We start from the raw sequence: 21,902 nt of genomic DNA on the forward strand, positions 1-21,902 counted from the left end.
TGGCTTATATTAGTTTGCCATGCAGAAACTACTTTTAGCTTTAACTATCCAGCTTGCCGCTACCGGAAGTGCCCTATGCCAGCAAACTGCACTTGCAGATTATGTAAATACGTTGCAGGGAACAAATTCCAAACATGAATTAACCAGGGGCAATACCTATCCAACCACTGCCCTTCCTTTTGGTATGCATACCTGGACGCCGCAGACAGGCAACAACGGAGATGGATGGAAATACCAGTATCACAGAAAAAGCATCCGGGGCTTTCAGCAGGCACACCAATGCAGCTCCTGGTCCAATGACTATGCGGTGTTTTCGCTGTTTCCTGTTATGGATAGCCTTATAGTAAATGAAGATAAAAGAGCCGCTGATTTTGAACATACAAATGAAGTAGCGAAGCCATACTATTACAGTGTAACACTTAACAATAAGATCAACACGGAAATGGCGCCCACAGAGCGGGGCGCTCATCTTCGGTTTTCTTTTCCCAAAGGGCATAAAGGAAACATTATCCTCGATGGTTATACCGGCCTGAGTGGCGTTAAGATCCACCCTGCAGAAAAAATGGTTACCGGCTTTGTAAATAATGGCAGAGGATTTAAGAGAGGATGGAAAAGTTTTTTTGTCATAGTATTTGATACGCCCTTTGCAGCTTATGGCACCTGGGAAAATACAACAGGCGCCATTCAACAGGGCAATCTGCAGGCTGAAGGCAAAGGAACAGGTGTATACCTGCAGTTCAAAGAAGGAGCTACCATACAGGTTAAAACCGCTTCCTCTTATATCAGTGAAGAACAGGCAAAACTCAACCTTTCCAGGGAACTGGGCAACCATAAAACACTGGAGCAAACAAAGGCCGCAGCAAAGAAGATCTGGAACGAACATTTATCACGGATCATAGTAGAAGGTGGTACGGAAGAAGATAAAGCAACTTTCTACTCCTGCTTTTTCAGAGCCAGCTTATTCTCAAGAAAATTCTATGAGCTGGATAAAAACGGAAAGCCTTATTACTTCAGCCCCTATGACGGCACAGTACATGAAGGTTATATGTTCACCGATACCGGCTTCTGGGACACCTTCAGGGCACAGTTCCCATTGAATGCATTGCTCCACCCGCAAATGCACGGGCGGTACATGCAGGCACTGCTTAAAGCAAATGAGCAATGCGGCTGGCTGCCTTCCTGGTCCTTCCCTAATGAACAGGGCAGTATGATCGGCAACCATGCCATATCACTGCTGGCCGATGCATGGGCAAAAGACATACGCACTTTTGATCCGGCTGCCGCCCTGGAAGCTTATTATCATGAAGCCAACAACAAAGGTCCCTGGGGTCCCGCAAACGGCAGAGATGGTTACAAAGAATATAATCAGTTAGGTTATGTGCCTTACCCTAAATACAGGGAGGCCACTGCCAAAACACTGGAATACGCCTACGATGATTTCTGCGCCTATGCACTGGCTACAGATGCAAAACAGGAAAAATACAAACAGGGCTTTGCGCAAAAGATGTTTAACTACCGCCATGTTTATGACAGCACTACGGGCTTTATGCGGGGCAAAGATGAAAATGGGAAATGGCTGAAGGATTTTGACCCTATAGAATGGGGAGGCCCTTATACAGAAGGTAATGCCTGGCATTGGTTATGGTCTGTGTTCCATGATATCAGCGGACTGAAAAAAATGCTTGGCGGAGATGAAGCTTTCTGTGCAAAACTGGATGCCGTATTTACAGAACCGAACAAAGTAAAAGTGGGTACTTACGGTGGTATGATACATGAAATGACGGAGATGGTGATGGCCAATATGGGACAATATGCACATGGCAATCAGCCTATCCAGCATATGGTATATCTCTACAACTATGGAGGCCAGCCATGGAAAACACAGTTTCATGTACGGGAGGTGATGAAAAGATTATACAATGCATCTGAAGACGGATACCCCGGTGATGAAGACCAGGGGCAAACCTCCTCCTGGTATGTGCTGAGCGCCCTTGGATTCTATAGCGTATGTCCCGGGACCAACCAGTATGTACTCGGAAGCCCGGTGTTTAACAAAACAACAATCAAACTGGAAAACGGAAAGAAATTCATCATCACCGCAAATGGCAATTCAGCTGAAAATGTATACACCCATCGTGCCATGCTGAATGGCAAACCCTATTCCAAAACATTTATCACTTACCAGGACATTAACGCAGGCGGTACCCTTTCTTTTGACATGAAAAGTACAGCTGATCAGCAAAGAAAGCTGCAACCTGAAGACCTTCCCTATTCGGTATCAAGGTGATAGATGATAGAGTTGCCGGGATGTATTTTATTCTTTAAATTGTATCCATGGAAGGGATCAGCCAAATTCTCAAGAATGCCAAACCCGGCATCCTCATCGTTGATGATAACGATGATATTCTCGAATACCTGTCCCACGACATGGAAAAGAGTTATCAGATCTTTACCGCCAAAGATGGCGATAAGGCTTTTTCTATCCTGCAACATGAGATGATCCAGTTAGTGGTCAGTGATGTGATGATGCCTAAGCTGGACGGCTTCGGATTATGTGAGAAGATCAAACTTACCTTAGAACTCAGCCATATACCCGTTATTCTGCTAACAGCAAAAAACACCTTGCAGGCCCGGATACAGGGATTAAAAGCAGGAGCCGATGCCTATATAGAAAAACCTTTTTCCTTAGATCATTTATATGCCCAGATAGAAAATCTGCTGGCCAGCAGGTTAAAGCTGAAACAATGTTATGCCCAACTGCCGCATGTACATATCAACAGTATTGCACACACGCAAATGGATGAAGCATTCCTGGAGCGGCTGGTGAACACCATCCTTACACACCTGGATGAAACACAACTGGATGTAGAGCGGCTGAGCGTACTCATGAACATGAGTAAACCCACGCTTTACCGGAAGATAAAATCTATATCCGATCTGTCCCCCCACGATATCATCAACCTCACCCGTTTAAAGAAGGCAGCTGACCTCATCCATTCCGGCAACCATAGGGTAAATGAACTGGCGGAAGAAGCGGGTTATAATTCCGCAGGGCAGTTCAGGAGGAATTTTTACAAGTATTTCAAAATGTCTCCCTCAGAATATATTGATAAAGCTTATCAAAAGTCCTCCCTGTAAAGCGGCATTACCAGCGTAAAAGTATTAAGCCCCCCTTCCACACTATATTCCAGGCTACTGTTATGCAGCAATGCAATGGATTTTGCCAGGGATAATCCAATGCCGGTTCCTGCAGCCATGGTATTACCAGACCTGTAAAAAGGCTCAAAAATACTTTCCCTTTCCTCTTCCGGGATAATGTCCCCATCGTTCATTACACGCAGTACCGCATGCCCCCCTTCTAACAGAATGGTCAATGAAATCCGGGAATTACAATACTTAATGGCATTATCTACCAGGTTACTCACAATTTTCATCACCCCATCCTCATCAATATTACAAATGAGCACAGGATCTTTGATGATCAATTCCCAGGTATGCTTTTTCTTATTGATAGCTGGCTGAAAACTACTATACACCTCTTCAATAACAGGAACAATATTCCTGGCATCCAGGTGTAAAAAGTAATTCCCCGATTCTACCATTCTGAAATCCAGTAATTGATTCGTTAAGGTCAGTAACCGGTCTGTGTTCTTATTCATCACCATTACCTCATGTTTCATACCGGGGATAGATTCCACGTTTTTAAGGATCTTACTCATCGGCATTTTTATCAGCGTAAGCGGTGTTTTTATTTCATGTGCTACTTTGGTAAAGAAATCAATTTTCGCCTGGTAGAGTTCCTTCTCTTTATTCAATGTAAAGATCTCCATCAGGCGCAGCTGTTTTTCTTTATAACGGTTGCTATAATATTTCGTGGCAAAATAGATCATGGCAATAATGACCAAAGTATAAATGAAATAAGCCACACCGGTTTTCCAGAACGGAGGTGTGATATTTATCTTAAAAGCCGTTTCGTTGGATGCCCATATGCCACTGCTATTAGTGGATTTCACTTTAATAGTATAGTTGCCGGGTGATAGATTATTAAAATGAATGGTTTTGTTTTTCTCCGTAAAGTTCCAGTTCTCGTCAATTCCGTCTAACATGTAAGCGTACCTGATGTTATCCGGTGCCGTGAAACTAAGCGCTACAAAATCAAGACTGAAAGTTGAATTATTATAAGGCAGCCGGATATTCTTTTCATGCAGGAAAGGATAATCGTAGAACAGGTGCCGGGAATTAACAGTAGCTTCTTTATTGAACACCTCCAGCTGTGTGAGATAGATAGGCGGTGTATAGTCAGCAGTAGTAAGCTCACGCGGGTTAAATCTCACAAGGCCTTTGAGGCAGCCAAAATAGATCTTTCCTTCCTTATCCTTAAAGGAGGAGCGGTGATTGAACTGGTCACTTAACAATCCATCGCTTTGTTTGAATGTTTTTATCTGCCCTGTTTTCAGATCTATATGCGCCAGCCCCATGGATGTGGAAGCCCAGATATTACTGCGATCATCCTGCACTGTACTGTAAACAATATTACTGGGCATACCAGACTGTGTATTGTAAACTTTAACAGAATGATTACTGAGGTCCATTCTGAAAAGACCGGATTCTGTACAGATCCAGAGATGATGTGCGGTGTCCTCCAGGAAGTCCAGGATCTTGTTGTCATCAAACGGATAATACCCGTTTACCTGCACAGATAGTTTTCGCGCCTTTTGACTTGAATCAATATAATAAATACCGTTGCCATGCGTACCCAGCCAGATGCGCCCTTTGCTATCCTGGGTAATAGCAGAATAAAATTCATCCCTTACCAGCCCCTGCAAATGGTAGAACTGTCCGTTTGCTTTATCAAAACTGTACACGCCATTGGAGGTACATACAATGATGGCACCCGCTGCGGTTTTATATAAAATATTGATATAGTTGCTGTTTAAGCCGTTGTTAGTATATGCCGCATAATGCTGTACGATCTTATTTGTCTTCAGATCAAGCACATACAACCCGTCTTTGAAAGTGCCGATATACAGCTGATCATCATCGGCTAAAAGCCCATGTATATTGCCCGGATGGCTATAATTAACAAAGCTCCTTTTCCCAGGATCAAATGCGGCCACTCCCTTATCTTCAGACCCCACCCAGATCTTCCCATATTTATCCTGTACCATTTCCCGTACCACATTCCCTTCTATGGAATTTGAAGCGGATGTAGGAAAGAACTTTTCGAAGGCGATGGTATGATGAGCATAATAGTTTATACCGCCAAAAAAGGTACCGACCCAGATCCCTCCTTCTTTGTCTTTACAGATCGAATAAATGGCATTGTCCGTCAGGGAATATTGATCATGCGGAACTTTGCAGATATGCTGTATACTGTTGGTCCGGCTATTTAGAATGTACAGTCCTGATTCTGTACCAACCCAATAAGCAGTATCATTCACCTTGAGCAGGCTTCTTACAAACAGGCTTGCATTCTTTGCGGGTGACAGTACTATTGGCTTCCACTGCTGATCCCGGATACTGAATTTGAGCAACCCTGTTTGTGAAGTGCCGATCAGCAGCGATTCATTCTCTTTGTCTTCAGATATTGTTTCAATTGTATTAGCCGTGCGGACCACTTTATCAGAGGTGTAATAAACGAAGTTATTGTGTTCTATATCATACCTGGCCAGCACGCCATTAGCACAACCCAGCCACAGGGTACCGTTCGCCGATTTATACAGGGTTGTGATGTTTTGCAGGGACGACTGGCCATAAGCCTCAATATGTTCCGTTTTGATATTATACCTGTACAATACCGTGCCTTCAACAAACCAGATATTGTTATGCGCATCCCCGTGAATGACCCTTACCAGCTGCCCTTTTGTACGCGCGAGTTTTGTAAACGCCCCGGTTTCCGGATTAAAATAGAACAGGCCTTTAAGTGTGGCTACCCATAATGTTCCCGCAGCATCCTGGTACAAGTGAAAGATCGGGTTGTTGGACTTGTCCTCCCCTATCCTGAAGATCTTGAAACTATAGCCATTAAACCTGTTTAACCCATCCCCCGTACCAAACCACATAAAGCCATCCTTGTCCTGCAAAGAGGTGATCACTGAATTATTGGACAGCCCGTTCTCCACCTCGTAATGCCTGAAATAAATGGGCTGTGCACTGCTTTCAGCTAGCAGAAACAATATGATGAGGGTGCAAATGAAACGTTTTTGCATAAGGTGGAAAAGCAGGTACTGATTATCAATAATTTAAATTAAGACAGGATTGTCAGTTTTTCATACTGCGGGAAAGAATGATACAATATAAATCTTTTTTGATTCGAAATAGCCGCATGCACATTCCGGCAACCTGTACATTTACTTTTAAATATCCGGTGCTGGCTGAATACCTGTGAAGATGCCGGATCTCGACCAAAATCCACCTTATCCACGTCCAAAATTGCTGTAACATTTCAAAGACCAAAAAATGCTTTGAGTAATTAAAAGCACGATACGTTATGATTAAAATCCTGAAGATGCTTCGGAGAAGCATTCCCATTGCCGTCTGCGGCGCCCTGTTATTATCTGCCTGTTCCAAGAACAAACAGTCTGATACCATTCCCAAATATGATCCTTCCAAACCACTGACACTGCAAAGGTTCACACCTGACAGCGGAGGAGTAGGTACGCAGATGATCATTTATGGTGAGAACTTTGGCAGCGATGCCGCTATTGTAAAAGTATTTATCAATGATGTTCCCGCACCGGTTGTGGGTGTGAAGAACAACACCATTTTTGTACTGATCCCCTCCCAGGCAGGCGAGGGACCCGTAAAGGTAAAAGTTGGTGCAGATGCTGCCATGAAAGAGGTTACCTCAACCACTAACTTCAATTATCTTTTTAATCCTGTGGTAGGCACACTGGCCGGCTTTACAGACAAAGACGGAAAAACCGCGATAGTGGATGGTGATATTAAGAAAGCACAGTTTGAAGAACCTTACTGGCTTACTTTTGATCAGCATAAGAACCTTTACCTGCTGGAAGAACACAGGGGATTAAGATTCATCGATTCTGCACGTACCACGGTAAAAACCCTGTTCAGGACCGGGAACGGGCTGGACAGGCCCAGAACACTGGCCTTTAACCCTACTTTTGACACTCTTTATGTGACCAACGACCAATGGGATGAACGGGGATTGAGCACAGCCATCCTCACACCTGAAACCGGCTTTACGAGATGGAACTCACTCATCTTTTCACAAACCACAAACGGAGGAGATGCCAATCCTAAAACCGGGGATTTCTTTTTCAACTCCTATGCAAAAGGTGAGATGTTTAAATGGGACCGTACCACAAAATCTTCCAGGTTAATGTACCGGGTAGATGATGTGAACTGGGAGTTTAATATCCAGTTTGCACCCAGCGGCGATTTTGCCTACATCGTTGTAGTGAACCAAAGTTATGTACTGAGAACCAAGTACAACAGGGAAACCGGCATGCTGGATGCCCCTGTGCATTTTGCCGGAGGCAGAGGGCAGCATGCTCACCGCGATGGCGTTGGAGCAGATGCCCGTTTTGATCATCCACAGCAGGGCACCTTTGATAAGAACAATAACTTCTACCTGGCGGATGTGATGAATCACTGCATCCGGAAAATAACACCCGAAGGTGTGGTGAGCACTTTTGCCGGCAGACCCCGTGAATACGGATATGCAGATGGCCCCTTGCGAAAGGCGCAGTTCGACAGGCCTCAGGGCATCGCCTATGATGAGGCTGCCGCTACTTTTTATGTGGCAGACCAAAAGAACCGCAGGATCAGAACAATCTCCGTTGAATAAATTAATTGTCTTCTAATGAGAATTTTTTACTTATCCCTGATCTTCATTGCTATTTCAACCAGGGTATTATCACAACAAACAGTAGAAGTCACCGGTATCGTAAGCGATACGAATAATCTTCCTTTGCCCTTCGCCAATGTTGTGGTGAAAGACAGAGTGGGGTTGGGCACCATGACGGACGAGAAAGGAAGATACAAGATCACTGTAGACCCTTTTCAAACACTGATATTCTCCTTTGTAGGATATGTTACCACAGAGGTAGCTATACGGGAAAACCGGGTAGTGAATGTAGTCCTGAAATCCGCCAATACCAATGCCCTGGAACAGGTAGTGATCACTGCCGCCGGACCTCAGAAAAAGGTGACGGTTACCGGGGCCATCACAACCGTAAACCCAAAGGACCTGCGAACGGCAGGGGCCAATATTACCAATGCCCTGGCAGGTAATGTGGCAGGTGTAATTGCCATGCAGCGGAACGGCGAGCCGGGCAGTAACCAATCCGAATTCTGGATAAGGGGTATCTCCACCTTCGGCGCCAACAGTGCGGCCATGGTAATGGTAGATGGCTTCGAACGTCCCTTTAACGAAATAAATATTGAGGACATAGAATCGTTCTCTGTATTAAAAGACGCTTCCGCCACCGCCATTTATGGTTCCAGAGGTGCAAACGGCGTAATACTGATCACCACAAAAAAAGGGAAAACGGGTAAAATAAATATTGACGGAAAGGTGGAACATACCTATAGCACCCGTACCCGTACACCCAAATTTGTAGATGGGAATGCTTACGCCGCTTTAGTCAATGAAGCCAAAATAACAAGGAACCAGGAACCGATGTACACGGCCAATGAACTGGAGATCCTGCGTCTTGGACTTGACCCGGATCTGTATCCCAACGTGAACTGGCAGGATGAAATGCTGAAAAGCGGTGCAAACATCAACAGAACATCACTGAATATCAATGGTGGTGCTACCATCGCCAGGTTTTATGTTTCCGGTAGTTATATTGACGAAGGAGGTTTGTATAAATCAGACGCTTCCTTAAGGGAATATAAGACCAATGCCAATCTTTCCAGGTGGAACTACAGGATCAACCTTGACCTGGATGTTACCAAAACCACTTTGTTCCGGATTGGCGTAGCAGGTTTTCTCGAAAAGAAAAACTATCCGGGATTGAAAGACGATATCTGGTATTCCCTCGTGGGCCAGTCTCCCGTATCCATCCCAAAAGCTTATTCCAACGGCCTTGTGCCGGCTTATGGCACCGGCAATAAAACCAATCCATGGGTATTGGCCACACAGACCGGTTACAGAGAATACTGGCGGAACAAAGCAGAAACCAACTTTGTGATAGACCAGAACCTGGATTTTATCACCAAAGGATTGAGAGCCACCGCCCGCCTTGCATTTGACGCTAATAATGAAAACAACATCAGCAGAAAAAAATGGCCGGAACAATACAATGTAGAAAAAAGAAGGGATAGGAATGGTAACCTCATCATGCACCGCATCTCTCCCGAATCATTGATGTTCCAGGAAACCAGTGCGGCTGGCGAGCGGGTTTCAGTGTACGAACTGGAACTGAGGTATAGCCGTGCATTTCAAAAGCACCGGGTGGAAGGGCTGGCCAAATACTTCCAGCGGGAACAAAGGCAAACAGTGAACCTGGGAACAGATATCGTAAATGGTATTCCCCGCAGGAACCAGTCCGTATCCGGACGTTTGATGTATGGTTATGATAACCGTTACCTCGTTGAATTTAACTTCGGTTATACGGGCTCGGAGAATTTTAAACCTGGTCATCAATTCGGTTTCTTCCCCGCTGTTTCTGCTGCCTGGAATATATCAGAAGAAAAATTCTTTAAAGACAACTACGACTGGCTGGACTTCCTCAAGATTCGTTATTCCTACGGAGAAGTGGGCAACGACAATTTCGGCGGCCGCTTTTCTTACCTGAGTACCATAGGTACCGGAGATGGTTACAACTTTGGCGAAAGCATCAGTCCTAATCCTTACACCGGGCTGTATTACTCACAGGTAGCCTCCGAGCAACTGACCTGGGAGGTAGCCCGCAAACAGGATCTGGGCATTGAAATGAACTTACTGAACAATTTATTCACCATCACTATTGATCTGTTTAAAGAAAAGAGAGAGCGGATCTATAAGCAAAGATCACATCTCCCAGCTATGGTAGGTATTGTCAGCCAACCATGGGCTAATGTGGGGGTGATGGAAAACCAGGGTTTTGATGCGCAGTTCAACGTGAACAAAAAGGTCAGCGCCATTGACATCACCATGAGAGGTAATATCACCTACTTTAAGAACAGGGTGATCGCTTTTGATGAAGAAGCTAATAACCTGCCTTACAGAATGACCCAGGGCTTCAGGCTGAACCAGGCAAGAGGTTTGATCGCGCAGGGCTTATTCAGGGATTATGAAGATATTAAGAACAGTCCGAAGCAAATGTATGGCGCTTACCAGCCCGGAGATGTGAAGTACAAGGATGTAAACGGAGACGGGCTCATCAACGATGATGATATTGTTCCTATCGGTGCAGCCAGGGTCCCCAGCCTGATCTATGGAGTAGGCATGTCGTTGAGGTGGCGTGGTATAGATGTGAATGTTCATTTCCAGGGAGCGGGAAAATCATCTTACTTCATTGATGGCCCCAGCGTATATCCTTTTGTAGAAGGGGCCTGGGGTAATATCCTCACGGATGTGGCTGTACCAGGTAACAGGTGGATTGAAAAAGAGATCTCCGGCGATCCTGCCACAGAAAATCCCAATGCAAAATATCCCAGGCTCAGTTATGGTGGTAACGCCAATAACTACCGTGCATCCACTTACTGGTTACGCAATGGTGCTTATCTGCGCTTAAAAAATATTGAACTGGGTTATACCCTGCCGCAGCGGATCACCAGGTGGGCACATATCAATAGTGCCCGGTTTTATCTCATGGGACAGAATCTCATGGTATGGGATCACCTGAAACTCTGGGACCCTGAACTGGCCAGTGGGAACGGCATGAATTATCCTTTAGCCAAAACCGTTACGGGCGGACTTGTTATCAACTTTTAATGCATGTTATGAACAAAATTATAGTGAATAAACGGACCCTGTTCCTCTGTGCATTTGCAGGAGTCCTGTTCCTGAGCTCCTGTAAGAAGTACCTGGACATGGACCACTTTTTTAAAGACCGGCTGAACACAGATACGCTGTTTACGAATAAAGACTACTCAGACCAATGGCTGGCCAGCACCTACTCCCACCTGCGCAATGAAAATGCGGATGTTGCCAGTAAAGGATTTACACCCTTCAATTTCATATCCGATGATATGTTCTTTGGAGACAGGGATGATAAATACCGCAGGTACAAAAACGGGGAGTACGATGAAACATGGGACCAGGCATCCTGGTCATCCTGCTACCAGGGTATCCGCAAAGCTTCCATCTTCATACATAATATCGATAAGAACCGGGAGATGACACCGGAAGAGATCCTGCAAAAGAAAGCAGAGGCCCGTTTTCTGAGAGCTTACTATTACTGGCTGCTGTTAAGGAAATATGGTCCTATACCGCTTGTTGCAGATGAAGGGATCGATTACACCACAGAGTATCAGAATTTAGCACAAGCCAGGAACTCCTATGATGAATGCGTAGATTTCATTACAAAGGAACTGGCAATAGCCGCGAAAGACCTTCCGCTGCAACATACCAATAGAGAGGCTGCGCGGCCAACAAGAGGCGCAGCACTTGCTGCACGTGCAAAAGTATATCTCTATGGAGCAAGCCCGCTTTTTAATGGCAATACAGAACTGGCAGACCTGGTGGACAATACCGGCCGTAAGCTGATCACCCAAACATATGATGAAGTAAAATGGGCAAAAGCTGCTGCCGCCGCAAAAGATGTGATAGATATGAATGTTTACAAACTGTTCACTGCCCCTTTTAATGCCCAGGATCAGAGTGCCACACAACCCAGAACAATTATCCCGCCTTTTAATGCCCTTTATTCAGAAAAGGCTTTCCCTCTGGGATGGAAAGACATTGACCCTTTTCAGTCCTACAGCCAGCTTTTTAACGGTGCTTTAGCCTACACCGCCAATCCCGAGATCATCTTTTCCCGCGTTACGGAACAAAGCACTGAAGGAGTTGCTCAAATGGTGTTACATCAGATACCTTATTCATTGAAAGGATGGAATACGCATGGCATCACGCAGAAACAGGCAGATATCTATTACATGAATGACGGGGCCAATGTACCGCTCACCCCACGGGTAACAGGCTTCACTGTAAATAATACTTCCCATAAACCTTTACCGGCAAAAGTATCCCTGCAATACGCCAACAGAGAGCCCCGTTTTTATGCTTCTGTAGCCTATAACGGTAGTATGTGGGAAGGTACCAGCGCCAGAAAAGTGGAAGACAGGTATAAACAGGTTTTCTATTACAGGGGCTATTCAGATGGCAAACAACCCTCCTCTCCTGCCTTCCACATCAGAACGGGATTAGGGATCAAAAAATATTACAACCCGTTTGACTCATTTATGGAAGGTGGATTTGTAGTACCAAAAATTGAACCCGCCATCCGGTATGCAGAGGTGCTGTTGATCTATGCAGAAGCATTGAACGAATTAAACGGCTCACACAATATTCCTAACTACCAGGGCACAGGAAATATCACCGTTGCAAGAAATGCAGAGGAGATCAGCAAATACCTCAGCCAGATACGCATCAGGGCTGGCGTTCCGGATTTTGATGCTGGCACCTATGCTTCCAAAGAAAACCTGAGGAAGGCCCTGAAAAGAGAAAGGCAGATCGAACTATTTGCCGAAGGCCATCGCTACTATGATCTGAGACGCTGGAAAGATGCACCCGTAGAAGAATCCACACAAGTGATGGGATGTAATATGAATATGACGGAAGATCAGCGGGACCTGTTCTATATTCCGGTTGCCATCCCTTCCATGCCCACCATCTTTGTGAAAAAGATGTACCTGTGGCCGATCTCACATAGCGAGTTAAGAACGAATAGAAAACTGACACAAAACCCTGGATGGACAACATTCAACTAAAAACAACAATACCATGAAGTATTTATATTTATTCCTGGTGATCGTGCTCTGCGCGTGTAACAAAGAATGGGAAGAGGAACTTTTTACAAAGTATGTTGCATTTGGCAAAAATGGTGTTGTGCAAGTATATGTGAAATACAAGGAACAGGGAGGTAATATTCCGCTTAAGATCCCACTCGTATTAAGCGGCTCCACGGACAATAATATGGATGTAAATGTTACCGTTGCCCTGGATAAGGATACGTTGGAGAACCTGAACTTTGACAGGTTCCGCCTGCGGCAGGACCTGTATTTCAAAGAATTCCCCGCTGAGTTCTATAGCTTTAAAACGCTCACGGCTACTATTCCAAAGGGTTCAAACACCGGGCATCTTACAATCGACCTGAAACTGGATGGAATAGACCTTGTTAATAAATACATCTTACCCTTAGAGATCGTTGCCACTTCCAGGTATTCGCCTTCTGTACTGAAGCATTATAAAAAGGCACTGATCAGTATCATACCATTCAATAACTTCTCCGGAAGATACTCTGTTGCCGGCGCTGTTTGGGACAGAACAAGAAGTGAGAACGGTCAGACGGCGCTGACCACACCTTACAGGAATACATGGGTGGTAAATGAAAACTCCGTATTCTTTTATGCAGGTGTAACAGAAGAAGAAGCAATAGACAGGGCTGGTTATAAGATCAGTGCAAGATTCAATCAGGATAGCACGGTTACATTAACCTCCGGCAATCCGGCCATCAATTTCGCGCAGCAAAAAGGTACCTACACCATCAGCAAACGAATGGATGAGGTACAGCCATACCTGGAGAAAACATATACCACTGTATACCTGGAATATCATTATGATGATATCACCAATCCGGCATTTCCGTTAAAGTACAGGTTTGCAGGATCCATGGTGCTGGAAAAGATAAAGAATATTCAGATCCCTGAAGAAGAGCAGCAGGTACAGATCCCCGACTAGTATAAAATAAAAACGCCGGAAATAATGTTCCGGCGTTTTTTTATACTTACTGCACATTACATTCAAAATGATGGCTCCCCGAGCCCACTTCTGTTTCCTTTCCTCCGAAAGGCAATACTACCTTTGCAGTGGTATTTGCGGGCACCTGTACATCCAGCTTAAACACTTTATCTTCTATCTTCCAGGAAGAACTCACTATACCATAGGGTGTATTCAGTTCGCCTGAAACATTGGTTATACCACCACCCGGCTTGGGACTGATATAGATCCTTTTATACCCCGGAGCAGAAGGATCTGAATTGATCCCAGCCATATGACGGTACATCCAGTCGCCGATGGCACCATACGCGTAGTGGTTATATGAGTTCATACCAGGTGTCTGGAAGCTCCCGTCCGGTTTGATCCCATCCCAACGTTCCCATATAGTGGTAGCACCCATTTTCACAGGATATAACCAGGAAGGATAACTTTCCTGCATCAGCAGATCGTAGGCTACATTCGTATAACCAAAACGGGTAAGTACATGGCATAAATAAGGCGTTCCAAGGAAACCGGTGGTCAGGTGATTACCGTAACTTTTGATATTATTAACCAGCCGCTCTGCGGATGAAGCCCTCAACGCTTCCGGCAACATGTCGAACTGCAGGGCTAATACATACGCCGTTTGTGTACTGGATACCAGGCGGCCCGTCTCCGTCATATATTCTCTTATAAAGGCCTTTTTGATCTCTTTGAGTAAAGTGGTGTATTTCTCAACATCCTCCTGTTTTCCCAATACCTGTGCGGCATTGATCAATAATTGCGTGGAGTGTGCATAAAAAGCCTGCGCGATCAGATACTTGTCCGTCACTGCAGCTCTGCCATCATTATCATCATCAGGGCGGTAGAACAACCAGTCGCCAAAATGGAAGCCCGTGTTCCAGAGATTATTCTTTGCAGCAGTACTAATGAAGCCCACCCATTTTTTCATGCTTTCATATTGTACTTCCAGCAAACGTTTATCACCATAGGCTACATACATGTCCCAGGGAATAATGGTAGCCACGTCTGCCCATCCTGCAGAAGCGCCATCCTTTTGCCCGAGTACATTGGGGATCACGTGTGGGACCAGGCCATTGGGCTGCTGGTCTGCCTGTACATCCTTCAACCATTTGGTAAAGAAACCGGCTACATTCATATTATATGCGGCAGTGTTTGCAAAAGCCTGCGCATCGCCCGTCCAGCCAAGGCGTTCATCACGTTGCGGACAGTCGGTGGGCACGTCCACAAAGTTTCCTTTTTGCCCCCATTGTATATTATGCTGCAACTGGTTGAGCAGGGTGTTGGATGTAGTGAACTTTCCGGTAGTGGTCATATCTGAATAAAGGGCTACCGCTGAGAGGTCCTCTGGTTTCAGTTCACCGGGATAACCTTCTACTTTCACATACCTGAAACCGAAAAATGTAAAATGCGGTTCGAACGTCTGTTCTTCATTTCCTTTGAGGATATAATTAGCCTGTGCTTTTGCAGATCTTAAGTTTACTGTATAAAAATTACCTTCTTTATCCAGCACTTCCGCATGGCTCAGACTGATCCGGGTGCCGGCAGGGCCTTTTGCTTTGAGTACAGCCCATCCTACGAGGTTTTGCCCGAAGTCTGCTACAATTTCACCCTTGGGTGTTTTAAATACTTTTAAGGCTTTAAACGTTTCGTGTTTTTTAACGGTCGGGCCACTCATGCCAACTAATTGCTCAGTGCCTTTTTCGAGTATGCGCACATTCGCCCATGCAGCATTATATCCTGCTGTGCTCCAGCCGGCCTTTTCTTCTCTGGCATCGTAGGTTTCCCCATCGTAAATATCTGCTGCCTGGATCGGCCCGTAGGCAGTTTTCCAGCTTTGATCCGTGTTGATGGATTCTTTTGTTCCATCTGTATATTCGATCTCCAGTTGCATCAGCAAAGCCCTGGTATCTCCGTAAAACCTGCGTTGGTCACCAAAACCGATCCTCCCTTTGTACCATCCGTCTCCCAACGTTACGCCTATAGCGTTAGTACCATTCTTCAGGGATGCCGTTACATCGTACACCTGGTATTGAAGGTGGTTGCGATAACTCGTCCAGCCCGGTGTAAGGTAACTATCGCCCATGCGCTGGCCATTAATACTGGCTTCGTACAAACCTTTGGCGGTAATATATGCGAGGGCTGATCTTATTTTCTTTGTTACGGGAAACTCTTTTCTGAACAAGGGGCTCTTTGCCAAAGTATCCTTTTCACTGACCGCGATCCACTGAGCCGTCCAATCTCCCGGCTTCAGACCGGTTTGCCAGAATTGCACACTGCTCCAGGGAGAAGTATTACCCTGGTTATCAGTGACCCTTACCTGCCAGAAATAACGTGTTTTAGATTGCAATGCAGGGCCTTCATAGGGAATAAGCACTGATTGGCTTGTTTTGCCGTTACCTTTCCACACAATCCCTTTTCCTGCGGTCAGGCCATTTTTATCTGTGCCTACCCTGATCTCATAGGCAGTTTGCAGGGTATTCTTAAGCGGTGATGTTATCTTCCAGCTTAACCTGGGCGCAGCTGCATCCACGGACAAGGGGTTTTCAAGATGTTCCACAGTAAGATCACTGACGCTGATCTTCTGGGCCAGGCCGGAAAGCCCCGGCATAAGGAATAATGCTAAAAGTAGAATTTTCGTGGAAAGGCTGTTCATATAAGCTGTATTAGTATGATATACTAATATCAGCAGTAATTTTCAGATAAGTGTCATGAACTATCCTGCCAGGGTGGAAATCTTTGAAGCGATATGTTCAACTGCCTCAAATGTATCTCCTTTCAGATGTTCCTCAATAATAAAGCGCGGCCGCTGTTTCACCTCGCGGTAGATCTTCCCCACATATTCCCCTATCAGTCCAATGCAAAACAATTGAATACCACCCAGAAAATACATTGGCAGCACGGTAGATGCCCATCCATGGATGGTTGCATCAGAGAGATAAGAGATCAGTGCGTAAATGCTCATGCCGATGCTCAGCAGGAAAACCACCCCTCCGGTCACCGTAACAAACCGTAATGGCCTGCTGCTTAGGCTCGTTAATCCATCCCAGGCAAAAGAGAGCATTTTGGTAAGGGGATATTTGCTGGTGCCTGCTTTACGTATATCTCTTTTATAATAAACCGCGGTTTGTTTAAACCCGATCATAGGGATCATCCCCCGCAGATACAGGTTCACTTCTTTAAAATCCCGGAAGGCCGCAAAGGCTTTTTGGCTCAGCAAGCGGTAATCCGCATGATTGTAAACGGATTCTGTGCCCATCATAGAGAGCAATTTATAAAACCCCAATGCGGTTGCCCGTTTGAACCAGGAATCCGTGCTACGGTCTTCTCTTACGCCATATACCACTTCAAATCCCCGCTCATATGCCAGCAGCATCTTTTCTATAGCAGAAAGGTCATCCTGCAGATCTGCGTCCACAGAGATCAGCACATGCGCATCGTCTGCATGTGATAATCCGGCCAGCAGGGCATTCTGATGCCCGAAATTGCGGGATAACTTTAAACCCCTGAAAGCGGCATTTTCCTGATGAAGTTTTTCAATCATGCTCCAGGTGCGGTCCTTACTCCCATCGTCAACAAATAACACATAGCTATCCACTGAGATCATCTTCCTGCTGATCAGCTGAACAAGGAGCTGGCCTATACAAAAAGACGTTTCCGGCAGTACTTCTGCCTCGTTATAACAGGGAATAATAATAGCCAGTTTCGTCATCATTTTATTTTTTCAACCAGTGCAATCGCAATGGAACGTTCAACATCCGTCCATGTTTTGATCAGCTTATATTTATCTGTTGTAAACGCTTCTTTTGGCACGTTCCCATATTTGGTGGCATAATGTGTGTCCCAGAAAACATAGCTCCCTACCGGTGCATTTTTAAGCGTAGTTTCATTCAGGTCTTCCTTCCCTTTGGCGAACTGATCGTTCCGCTTATCATAGAAATAATTATACAGTGGCAAGGAACAAAGGATATGCCTGTGCTCATCTATCTTATTATCTTTTGACCACTGATATACTTCCTTCATGGCAACATTTTCGCCCACCAGTTTAATAGGCCTGATCATTTTCAGCATAAACCCGCCTGCGATGATCAACAATGCATAATAGGCCGTTTTAGCATGTACGGGCATGACCAGTAAAAGAACTGCCAGCAGGCTGTAGATCATCACAGCGCGGTTAGGTGCCTGGTGATTGTATACCACCCAGTCGTGATGAAAACTGGCATATTTTAATACTAAAAAGAACCAGGGTACCAATAGCACCAGCAGGAACCATTTTTTCTCCAGTGTCACCACCTTATCAAAAGCTACCGCTGCCAGTACTGCAATGATGGGCGACAGGATGATCATGTATCGCCAGTTACCACCCGTAGAAGCGCCAATGACCACAGATTGCCAGTTCAATATACAATGGGTCAAAAAATAGATGCCTGCACAGGCCAATAACAGGTAATCCGGTTTGATCTTTCTAAAAAGGAACAGTGCGATATAAGCAATAAAACCAGCCAGGGGAATGATGCCGAAGATGGCAGGAGATACTCTGAAGTAATGATCAAATCCCTGGCGGGGATAAGCGTCTTTTGTGAAATCTGCCAGTTTCTTTGAATTGTTCCAGAGAAATAAGATATCGTTTGTTGCAAAATAACCGGCCAGGTTATACAGTACCGGGAATATTGCCAGCAATACGGCCGGAAGGAACTTTCTTTTCCAGAGCAGGAATACACCAAAAATGAACGCCAGCGGATAGAACTCCTGCCGGATGACCAATATATAAGAGAACAAAAGAGCTGTGATGATGAACTTATCCCTGTAATAAAAATAGACAGATAATATTAACAGGAAAGCGGTGAGTATTTCAGAGTAGGTCCTGTGGCTTAGCTGAAACCAGAGTACCTGTGAAAAAAGCATAACGATCCCCACCACAGGCAGTTTCACTTCCTTCAGTACACAAACCTTATATACAAAGAAACCGGTGAATGCAGATAAGAGGCAATTCAGTGCAAGCACTGCGGGCTGGCCAAGCAAGGCAGGCACTACATATACCAGCTTCCAGCCGGTTTTAGCCCAATTCCCCAGGATCACTTTCCAGTTCGTCCAGAAATCGAGCATATTAATGTATTGGGCCCCTTCTTCCCCCTGGTAAAATCCATCAGATATCCCGGCCCATATGTAAGAGACAGCTGCCAGCACAAAAGTCACTGCGAGCAGTTGGGTATTGGTTAGCTGGCCATAGGTAACCTTTCTGTCTGTTTTTACAATCGCTGTCTTAAATAGCATAATTACTCCGTTATGCTAATAACACGCTTCCGGCCTTTTACCCTTATGCGGGAATAAAAAAAGGTTGCGATCCAGCGATCACAACCTTTTACTGTTTATCTAATGGCGGTTTAAAGCATATCCAGGATTCCTTCATTTTCAATAATGATCATCCCCTGCCGGTCTTCCGTAATGCCCTTCTGCAGGGCATAAGTATACCTGGGCACAGTCCCCTCCATCACGGTAGGCAGGAACACAAACTGGATACTATCCCCTTCTGCCTTCAATTCCTCCCCTACTTCAAAAATATGCGTGGAAATTATAAAGAAACACTCTCTGAAGGCAGTGAACGCAGCAGTGACGGCAAGCGTTGCATCATAGGCATCTTTTACATTGGTACCTTTAAAAAGCTCATCGAAGATCACAAACAGGTATTTCTCCGAATCTACTTCCTCCGCTACTTTTTTCACTCTTAATACCTCTGCATAAAAGTGACTGTATCCCCTGTTCAGATCATCCGGTACGTTTACGGAAGAATAAATACCATCCAGCACAGAGAACTGCAGATCATCCGCAGCCACCGGGAAGCCCATATGCGCCAGGTACAGCATGATACCTGTAGCTTTCATCAAAGTGGATTTGCCGGCCATATTAGCCCCTGTAAGGAACAGTATGTTACTATCTCCATTGAAAGCAATTGAATTGGGAACCGCTTTTTCAACCTTGGGGTGTCTTACCCCTTCTGCCACCAGGATATTCTTTCCTTTCGGCAAAGCAAGGGCATATGAAAAACCCCGCTCTCTGGCAATATCGGCTACCGTGATATATACATCTATTTCATAGCTCAGTTCCAGCATCTGTTTTAACCTGCTTTGCAACACATGTGTGAACAGGTGATGCAGCCTGGCTGTTTGAAAGACAGACCTTTCTGCTATATCATAGTCGGTAAGCCGTTTATCCTCTATAATACTTCTCGCTGCTGCGACCCATTTCTCCCAGGGACTGTTACTATCCCGGTCTTCTTTTTCTAATTGTCTGAGAAGCCCGGCACAACATTTCAATACATGGATGCAGGTGTTGATACCTTCCACCAGCAGGCTGTAAGTATCATCCTTCACTAACAGTTCCATCAGTTTTTTCCTGCTTACCTGCCAGTATACCAATGGTGCATTGCCGCTACCTCCTTCTTCCAGGTATGCCTCCATGCTGTTCAGCTGCTGCTCATCAAAAGGAAAGATAGCAGCATGATCGCTGAAATAACGAAAGGCTTCACTCCTGCTGTTGATCTTATCCGGATCTGTGAGAGGATGTTGAAACATTATATCCAGCAGCTTTTCCCCTCCCCTGGTATGTACCTGGTTGAAGAGGCTGAAAATGGAACCGGCATTGTATTTCCCTAACAGAGAAAGGTCATCCAGCGTTTGTTTGTCTGCAATAAAGCTCATGTGGTTTTCTTTATTGATTTTCTCCTGGTTAAGATATCCAGGATGCCTTCATTTTTTATAATCACCATACCATGCCTGTCTGAAGTAATACCGGCGGCCAGCTTATGCGTATAAACAGGCTTATTGCCATCCATCAGTGTAGGCAGGTATACGAAGTTGATGTTATCACATTTCTCTTTAAGCACATCGCCCGCCTCAATAATGTGTGTGGACACAATGAACATGCAATTCTGCCTCCGCGCTATGGCAGAAGTAATAGCAATGGTTGCCTCGTATGCATCTTTTACATTGGTACCGCGGAACAGTTCATCAAAGATCACAAACAGGTACTTATCCCGGCTTAATTCACGGGCTATTGTTTTTATGCGCAGCACCTCCGCATAGAAATGGCTGGCTCCGATGCTCAGGTTATCCGGCAGGTTGATGGTAGTGTAAATACCATCGCGCACAGAGAATTCCATTTTTGCAGCAGGCACAGGGAATCCCATTTGCGCCAGGTACATGGTAATACCCAGCGCTTTCATGAAAGTGGATTTACCTGCCATATTAGCCCCGGTCAGAAAAATAATATTGCTTTGGGGACTAACAGACAGAGAATTGACCACTGGTTTAGTTAAAGACGGATGATAAAAATCTTCCAGCACCACAGTTTGCAGTTCTTTCTTTAATGCCACAGGGAAGGCAAATTTACGCTCCCTGGCGGTGCGTGCAACAGAGAGGTATACATCTGCCAGGTAGATATGCCCCAGCAGTTTTTTGATGTTCTCCCGCTGCCGGAAGCGAAGTACTTTATCGTACTCCGCTATCCTGGCAAAGGAAAATTTCTGTTTAGTGCTCTCCTGCAAAAGCGGCTGCAGTTCTTCTATTTGTAATAGCGCATCTATATCCGCCAGTTGCCGGATAGTAGTGGCAAATGCCCTGGTAGCCTGTAGGATACTGATCAGGCTCAGTACGCTTTTTTCAATGGCTTTATATTCCGTATCAGCAGCGATCAGGTGATTGAACTTTCTGCTCAGCGTATTATCTGTTTCTGTCAGCCGGGTCCGTTCATCTGTGTTTTCCAGGTATTGCTCTGCCGCATCGAACCATTCGCTTTCGTAAGGGAAGTTAACTTCCCGCTCAGAAAAGGAACGGATGATGGCACTGCGTGCATTGATCGCATTTTCATCAGACAGCGGGCTGCGGAACATTTCTTCCAGCAGTTCTGATCCGCCACGGGTAAAGGTGCGGTTAAAGATGGCATACACCGTATCTCCTCCTCCTTTGCCGAAAATATTCAGATCGTTCAGCGTTTGTTTATCAGTCATCAG

The 21,902-nt window shown here is 45.3% G+C and carries 12 protein-coding genes; 6 read left to right on the forward strand and 6 right to left on the reverse strand.

The window, feature by feature from the left end:
• Positions 1 to 19 precede the first annotated feature (19 nt).
• Both AAHN97_RS15245 and AAHN97_RS15250 read left to right on the forward strand, forming a co-directional pair.
• Positions 20 to 2,287: a GH92 family glycosyl hydrolase gene (locus AAHN97_RS15245; RefSeq protein WP_343302902.1), complete on the forward strand. Its 2,268-nt coding sequence runs from the start codon at positions 20 to 22 to the stop codon at positions 2,285 to 2,287.
• Between the two features lie 47 nt (positions 2,288 to 2,334).
• Positions 2,335 to 3,138: a response regulator gene (locus AAHN97_RS15250; RefSeq protein WP_343302903.1), complete on the forward strand. Its 804-nt coding sequence runs from the start codon at positions 2,335 to 2,337 to the stop codon at positions 3,136 to 3,138.
• Here AAHN97_RS15250 and AAHN97_RS15255 read toward each other — a convergent pair.
• A complete protein-coding gene (locus AAHN97_RS15255; protein ID WP_343302904.1) occupies positions 3,120 to 6,209 on the reverse strand; it encodes a ligand-binding sensor domain-containing protein in 3,090 nt (1,029 codons plus the stop codon). The genes AAHN97_RS15250 and AAHN97_RS15255 overlap by 19 nt on opposite strands.
• A 299-nt stretch (positions 6,210 to 6,508) precedes the next feature.
• On the opposite strand from AAHN97_RS15255, the gene AAHN97_RS15260 reads away from it, so the two are divergent.
• Genes AAHN97_RS15260 through AAHN97_RS15275 form a run of 4 tightly spaced genes read left to right on the forward strand, consistent with a single transcriptional unit; the run spans position 6,509 to position 13,855 of the window.
• Positions 6,509 to 7,810 carry an IPT/TIG domain-containing protein gene (locus tag AAHN97_RS15260; protein ID WP_343302905.1) on the forward strand — a complete coding sequence of 434 codons (1,302 nt, stop codon included), beginning with the start codon at positions 6,509 to 6,511 and terminating at the stop codon, positions 7,808 to 7,810.
• 15 nt (positions 7,811 to 7,825) lie between these two features.
• Positions 7,826 to 10,888, forward strand: a complete 3,063-nt coding sequence (locus AAHN97_RS15265) for a SusC/RagA family TonB-linked outer membrane protein (RefSeq protein WP_343302906.1) — start codon at positions 7,826 to 7,828, stop codon at positions 10,886 to 10,888.
• Positions 10,889 to 10,896: 8 nt separating this feature from the next.
• Positions 10,897 to 12,885 carry a RagB/SusD family nutrient uptake outer membrane protein gene (locus tag AAHN97_RS15270; RefSeq protein WP_343302907.1) on the forward strand — a complete coding sequence of 663 codons (1,989 nt, stop codon included), beginning with the start codon at positions 10,897 to 10,899 and terminating at the stop codon, positions 12,883 to 12,885.
• Positions 12,886 to 12,898: 13 nt separating this feature from the next.
• Positions 12,899 to 13,855 carry a DUF4973 domain-containing protein gene (locus tag AAHN97_RS15275; RefSeq protein WP_343302908.1) on the forward strand — a complete coding sequence of 319 codons (957 nt, stop codon included), beginning with the start codon at positions 12,899 to 12,901 and terminating at the stop codon, positions 13,853 to 13,855.
• 46 nt (positions 13,856 to 13,901) lie between these two features.
• On the opposite strand, the gene AAHN97_RS15280 is transcribed toward AAHN97_RS15275, so the two are convergent.
• From AAHN97_RS15280 to AAHN97_RS15300, 5 genes are all read right to left on the reverse strand, one after another.
• Positions 13,902 to 16,550 carry a glycoside hydrolase family 78 protein gene (locus AAHN97_RS15280; RefSeq protein WP_343302909.1) on the reverse strand — a complete coding sequence of 883 codons (2,649 nt, stop codon included), beginning with the start codon at positions 16,548 to 16,550 and terminating at the stop codon, positions 13,902 to 13,904.
• A 60-nt stretch (positions 16,551 to 16,610) separates the two neighbouring features.
• On the reverse strand, positions 16,611 to 17,609 hold the full coding sequence (locus tag AAHN97_RS15285; protein WP_343302910.1) for a glycosyltransferase family 2 protein: 999 nt from the start codon (positions 17,607 to 17,609) through the stop codon (positions 16,611 to 16,613).
• Complete coding sequence (locus tag AAHN97_RS15290; RefSeq protein ID WP_343302911.1) at positions 17,606 to 19,168, reverse strand: hypothetical protein; 1,563 nt, start codon at positions 19,166 to 19,168, stop codon at positions 17,606 to 17,608. Before AAHN97_RS15290 ends, AAHN97_RS15285 begins: the two co-directional genes overlap by 4 nt.
• Positions 19,169 to 19,278: 110 nt before the next feature.
• A complete protein-coding gene (locus AAHN97_RS15295) occupies positions 19,279 to 20,592 on the reverse strand; it encodes a MutS-related protein (protein WP_343302912.1) in 1,314 nt (437 codons plus the stop codon).
• Positions 20,589 to 21,899: a MutS-related protein gene (locus AAHN97_RS15300; protein ID WP_343302913.1), complete on the reverse strand. Its 1,311-nt coding sequence runs from the start codon at positions 21,897 to 21,899 to the stop codon at positions 20,589 to 20,591. Before AAHN97_RS15300 ends, AAHN97_RS15295 begins: the two co-directional genes overlap by 4 nt.
• Between the last annotated feature and the right edge of the window lie 3 nt (positions 21,900 to 21,902).

Source organism: Chitinophaga niabensis (assembly GCF_039545795.1).
Taxonomy (GTDB): domain Bacteria; phylum Bacteroidota; class Bacteroidia; order Chitinophagales; family Chitinophagaceae; genus Chitinophaga; species Chitinophaga niabensis_B.

Excerpts from the sequence above, each read along its gene's own strand:
- AAHN97_RS15245 (WP_343302902.1), top strand. The coding sequence starts at position 20 with ATGCAGAAACTACTTTTAGCTTTAACTATCCAGCTTGCCGCTACCGGA.
- AAHN97_RS15250 (WP_343302903.1), top strand. The coding sequence starts at position 2,335 with ATGGAAGGGATCAGCCAAATTCTCAAGAATGCCAAACCCGGCATCCTC.
- AAHN97_RS15255 (WP_343302904.1), bottom strand. The coding sequence starts at position 6,209 with ATGCAAAAACGTTTCATTTGCACCCTCATCATATTGTTTCTGCTAGCT.
- AAHN97_RS15260 (WP_343302905.1), top strand. The coding sequence starts at position 6,509 with ATGCTTCGGAGAAGCATTCCCATTGCCGTCTGCGGCGCCCTGTTATTA.
- AAHN97_RS15265 (WP_343302906.1), top strand. The coding sequence starts at position 7,826 with ATGAGAATTTTTTACTTATCCCTGATCTTCATTGCTATTTCAACCAGG.
- AAHN97_RS15270 (WP_343302907.1), top strand. The coding sequence starts at position 10,897 with ATGAACAAAATTATAGTGAATAAACGGACCCTGTTCCTCTGTGCATTT.
- AAHN97_RS15275 (WP_343302908.1), top strand. The coding sequence starts at position 12,899 with ATGAAGTATTTATATTTATTCCTGGTGATCGTGCTCTGCGCGTGTAAC.
- AAHN97_RS15280 (WP_343302909.1), bottom strand. The coding sequence starts at position 16,550 with ATGAACAGCCTTTCCACGAAAATTCTACTTTTAGCATTATTCCTTATG.
- AAHN97_RS15285 (WP_343302910.1), bottom strand. The coding sequence starts at position 17,609 with ATGATGACGAAACTGGCTATTATTATTCCCTGTTATAACGAGGCAGAA.
- AAHN97_RS15290 (WP_343302911.1), bottom strand. The coding sequence starts at position 19,168 with ATGCTATTTAAGACAGCGATTGTAAAAACAGACAGAAAGGTTACCTAT.
- AAHN97_RS15295 (WP_343302912.1), bottom strand. The coding sequence starts at position 20,592 with ATGAGCTTTATTGCAGACAAACAAACGCTGGATGACCTTTCTCTGTTA.
- AAHN97_RS15300 (WP_343302913.1), bottom strand. The coding sequence starts at position 21,899 with ATGACTGATAAACAAACGCTGAACGATCTGAATATTTTCGGCAAAGGA.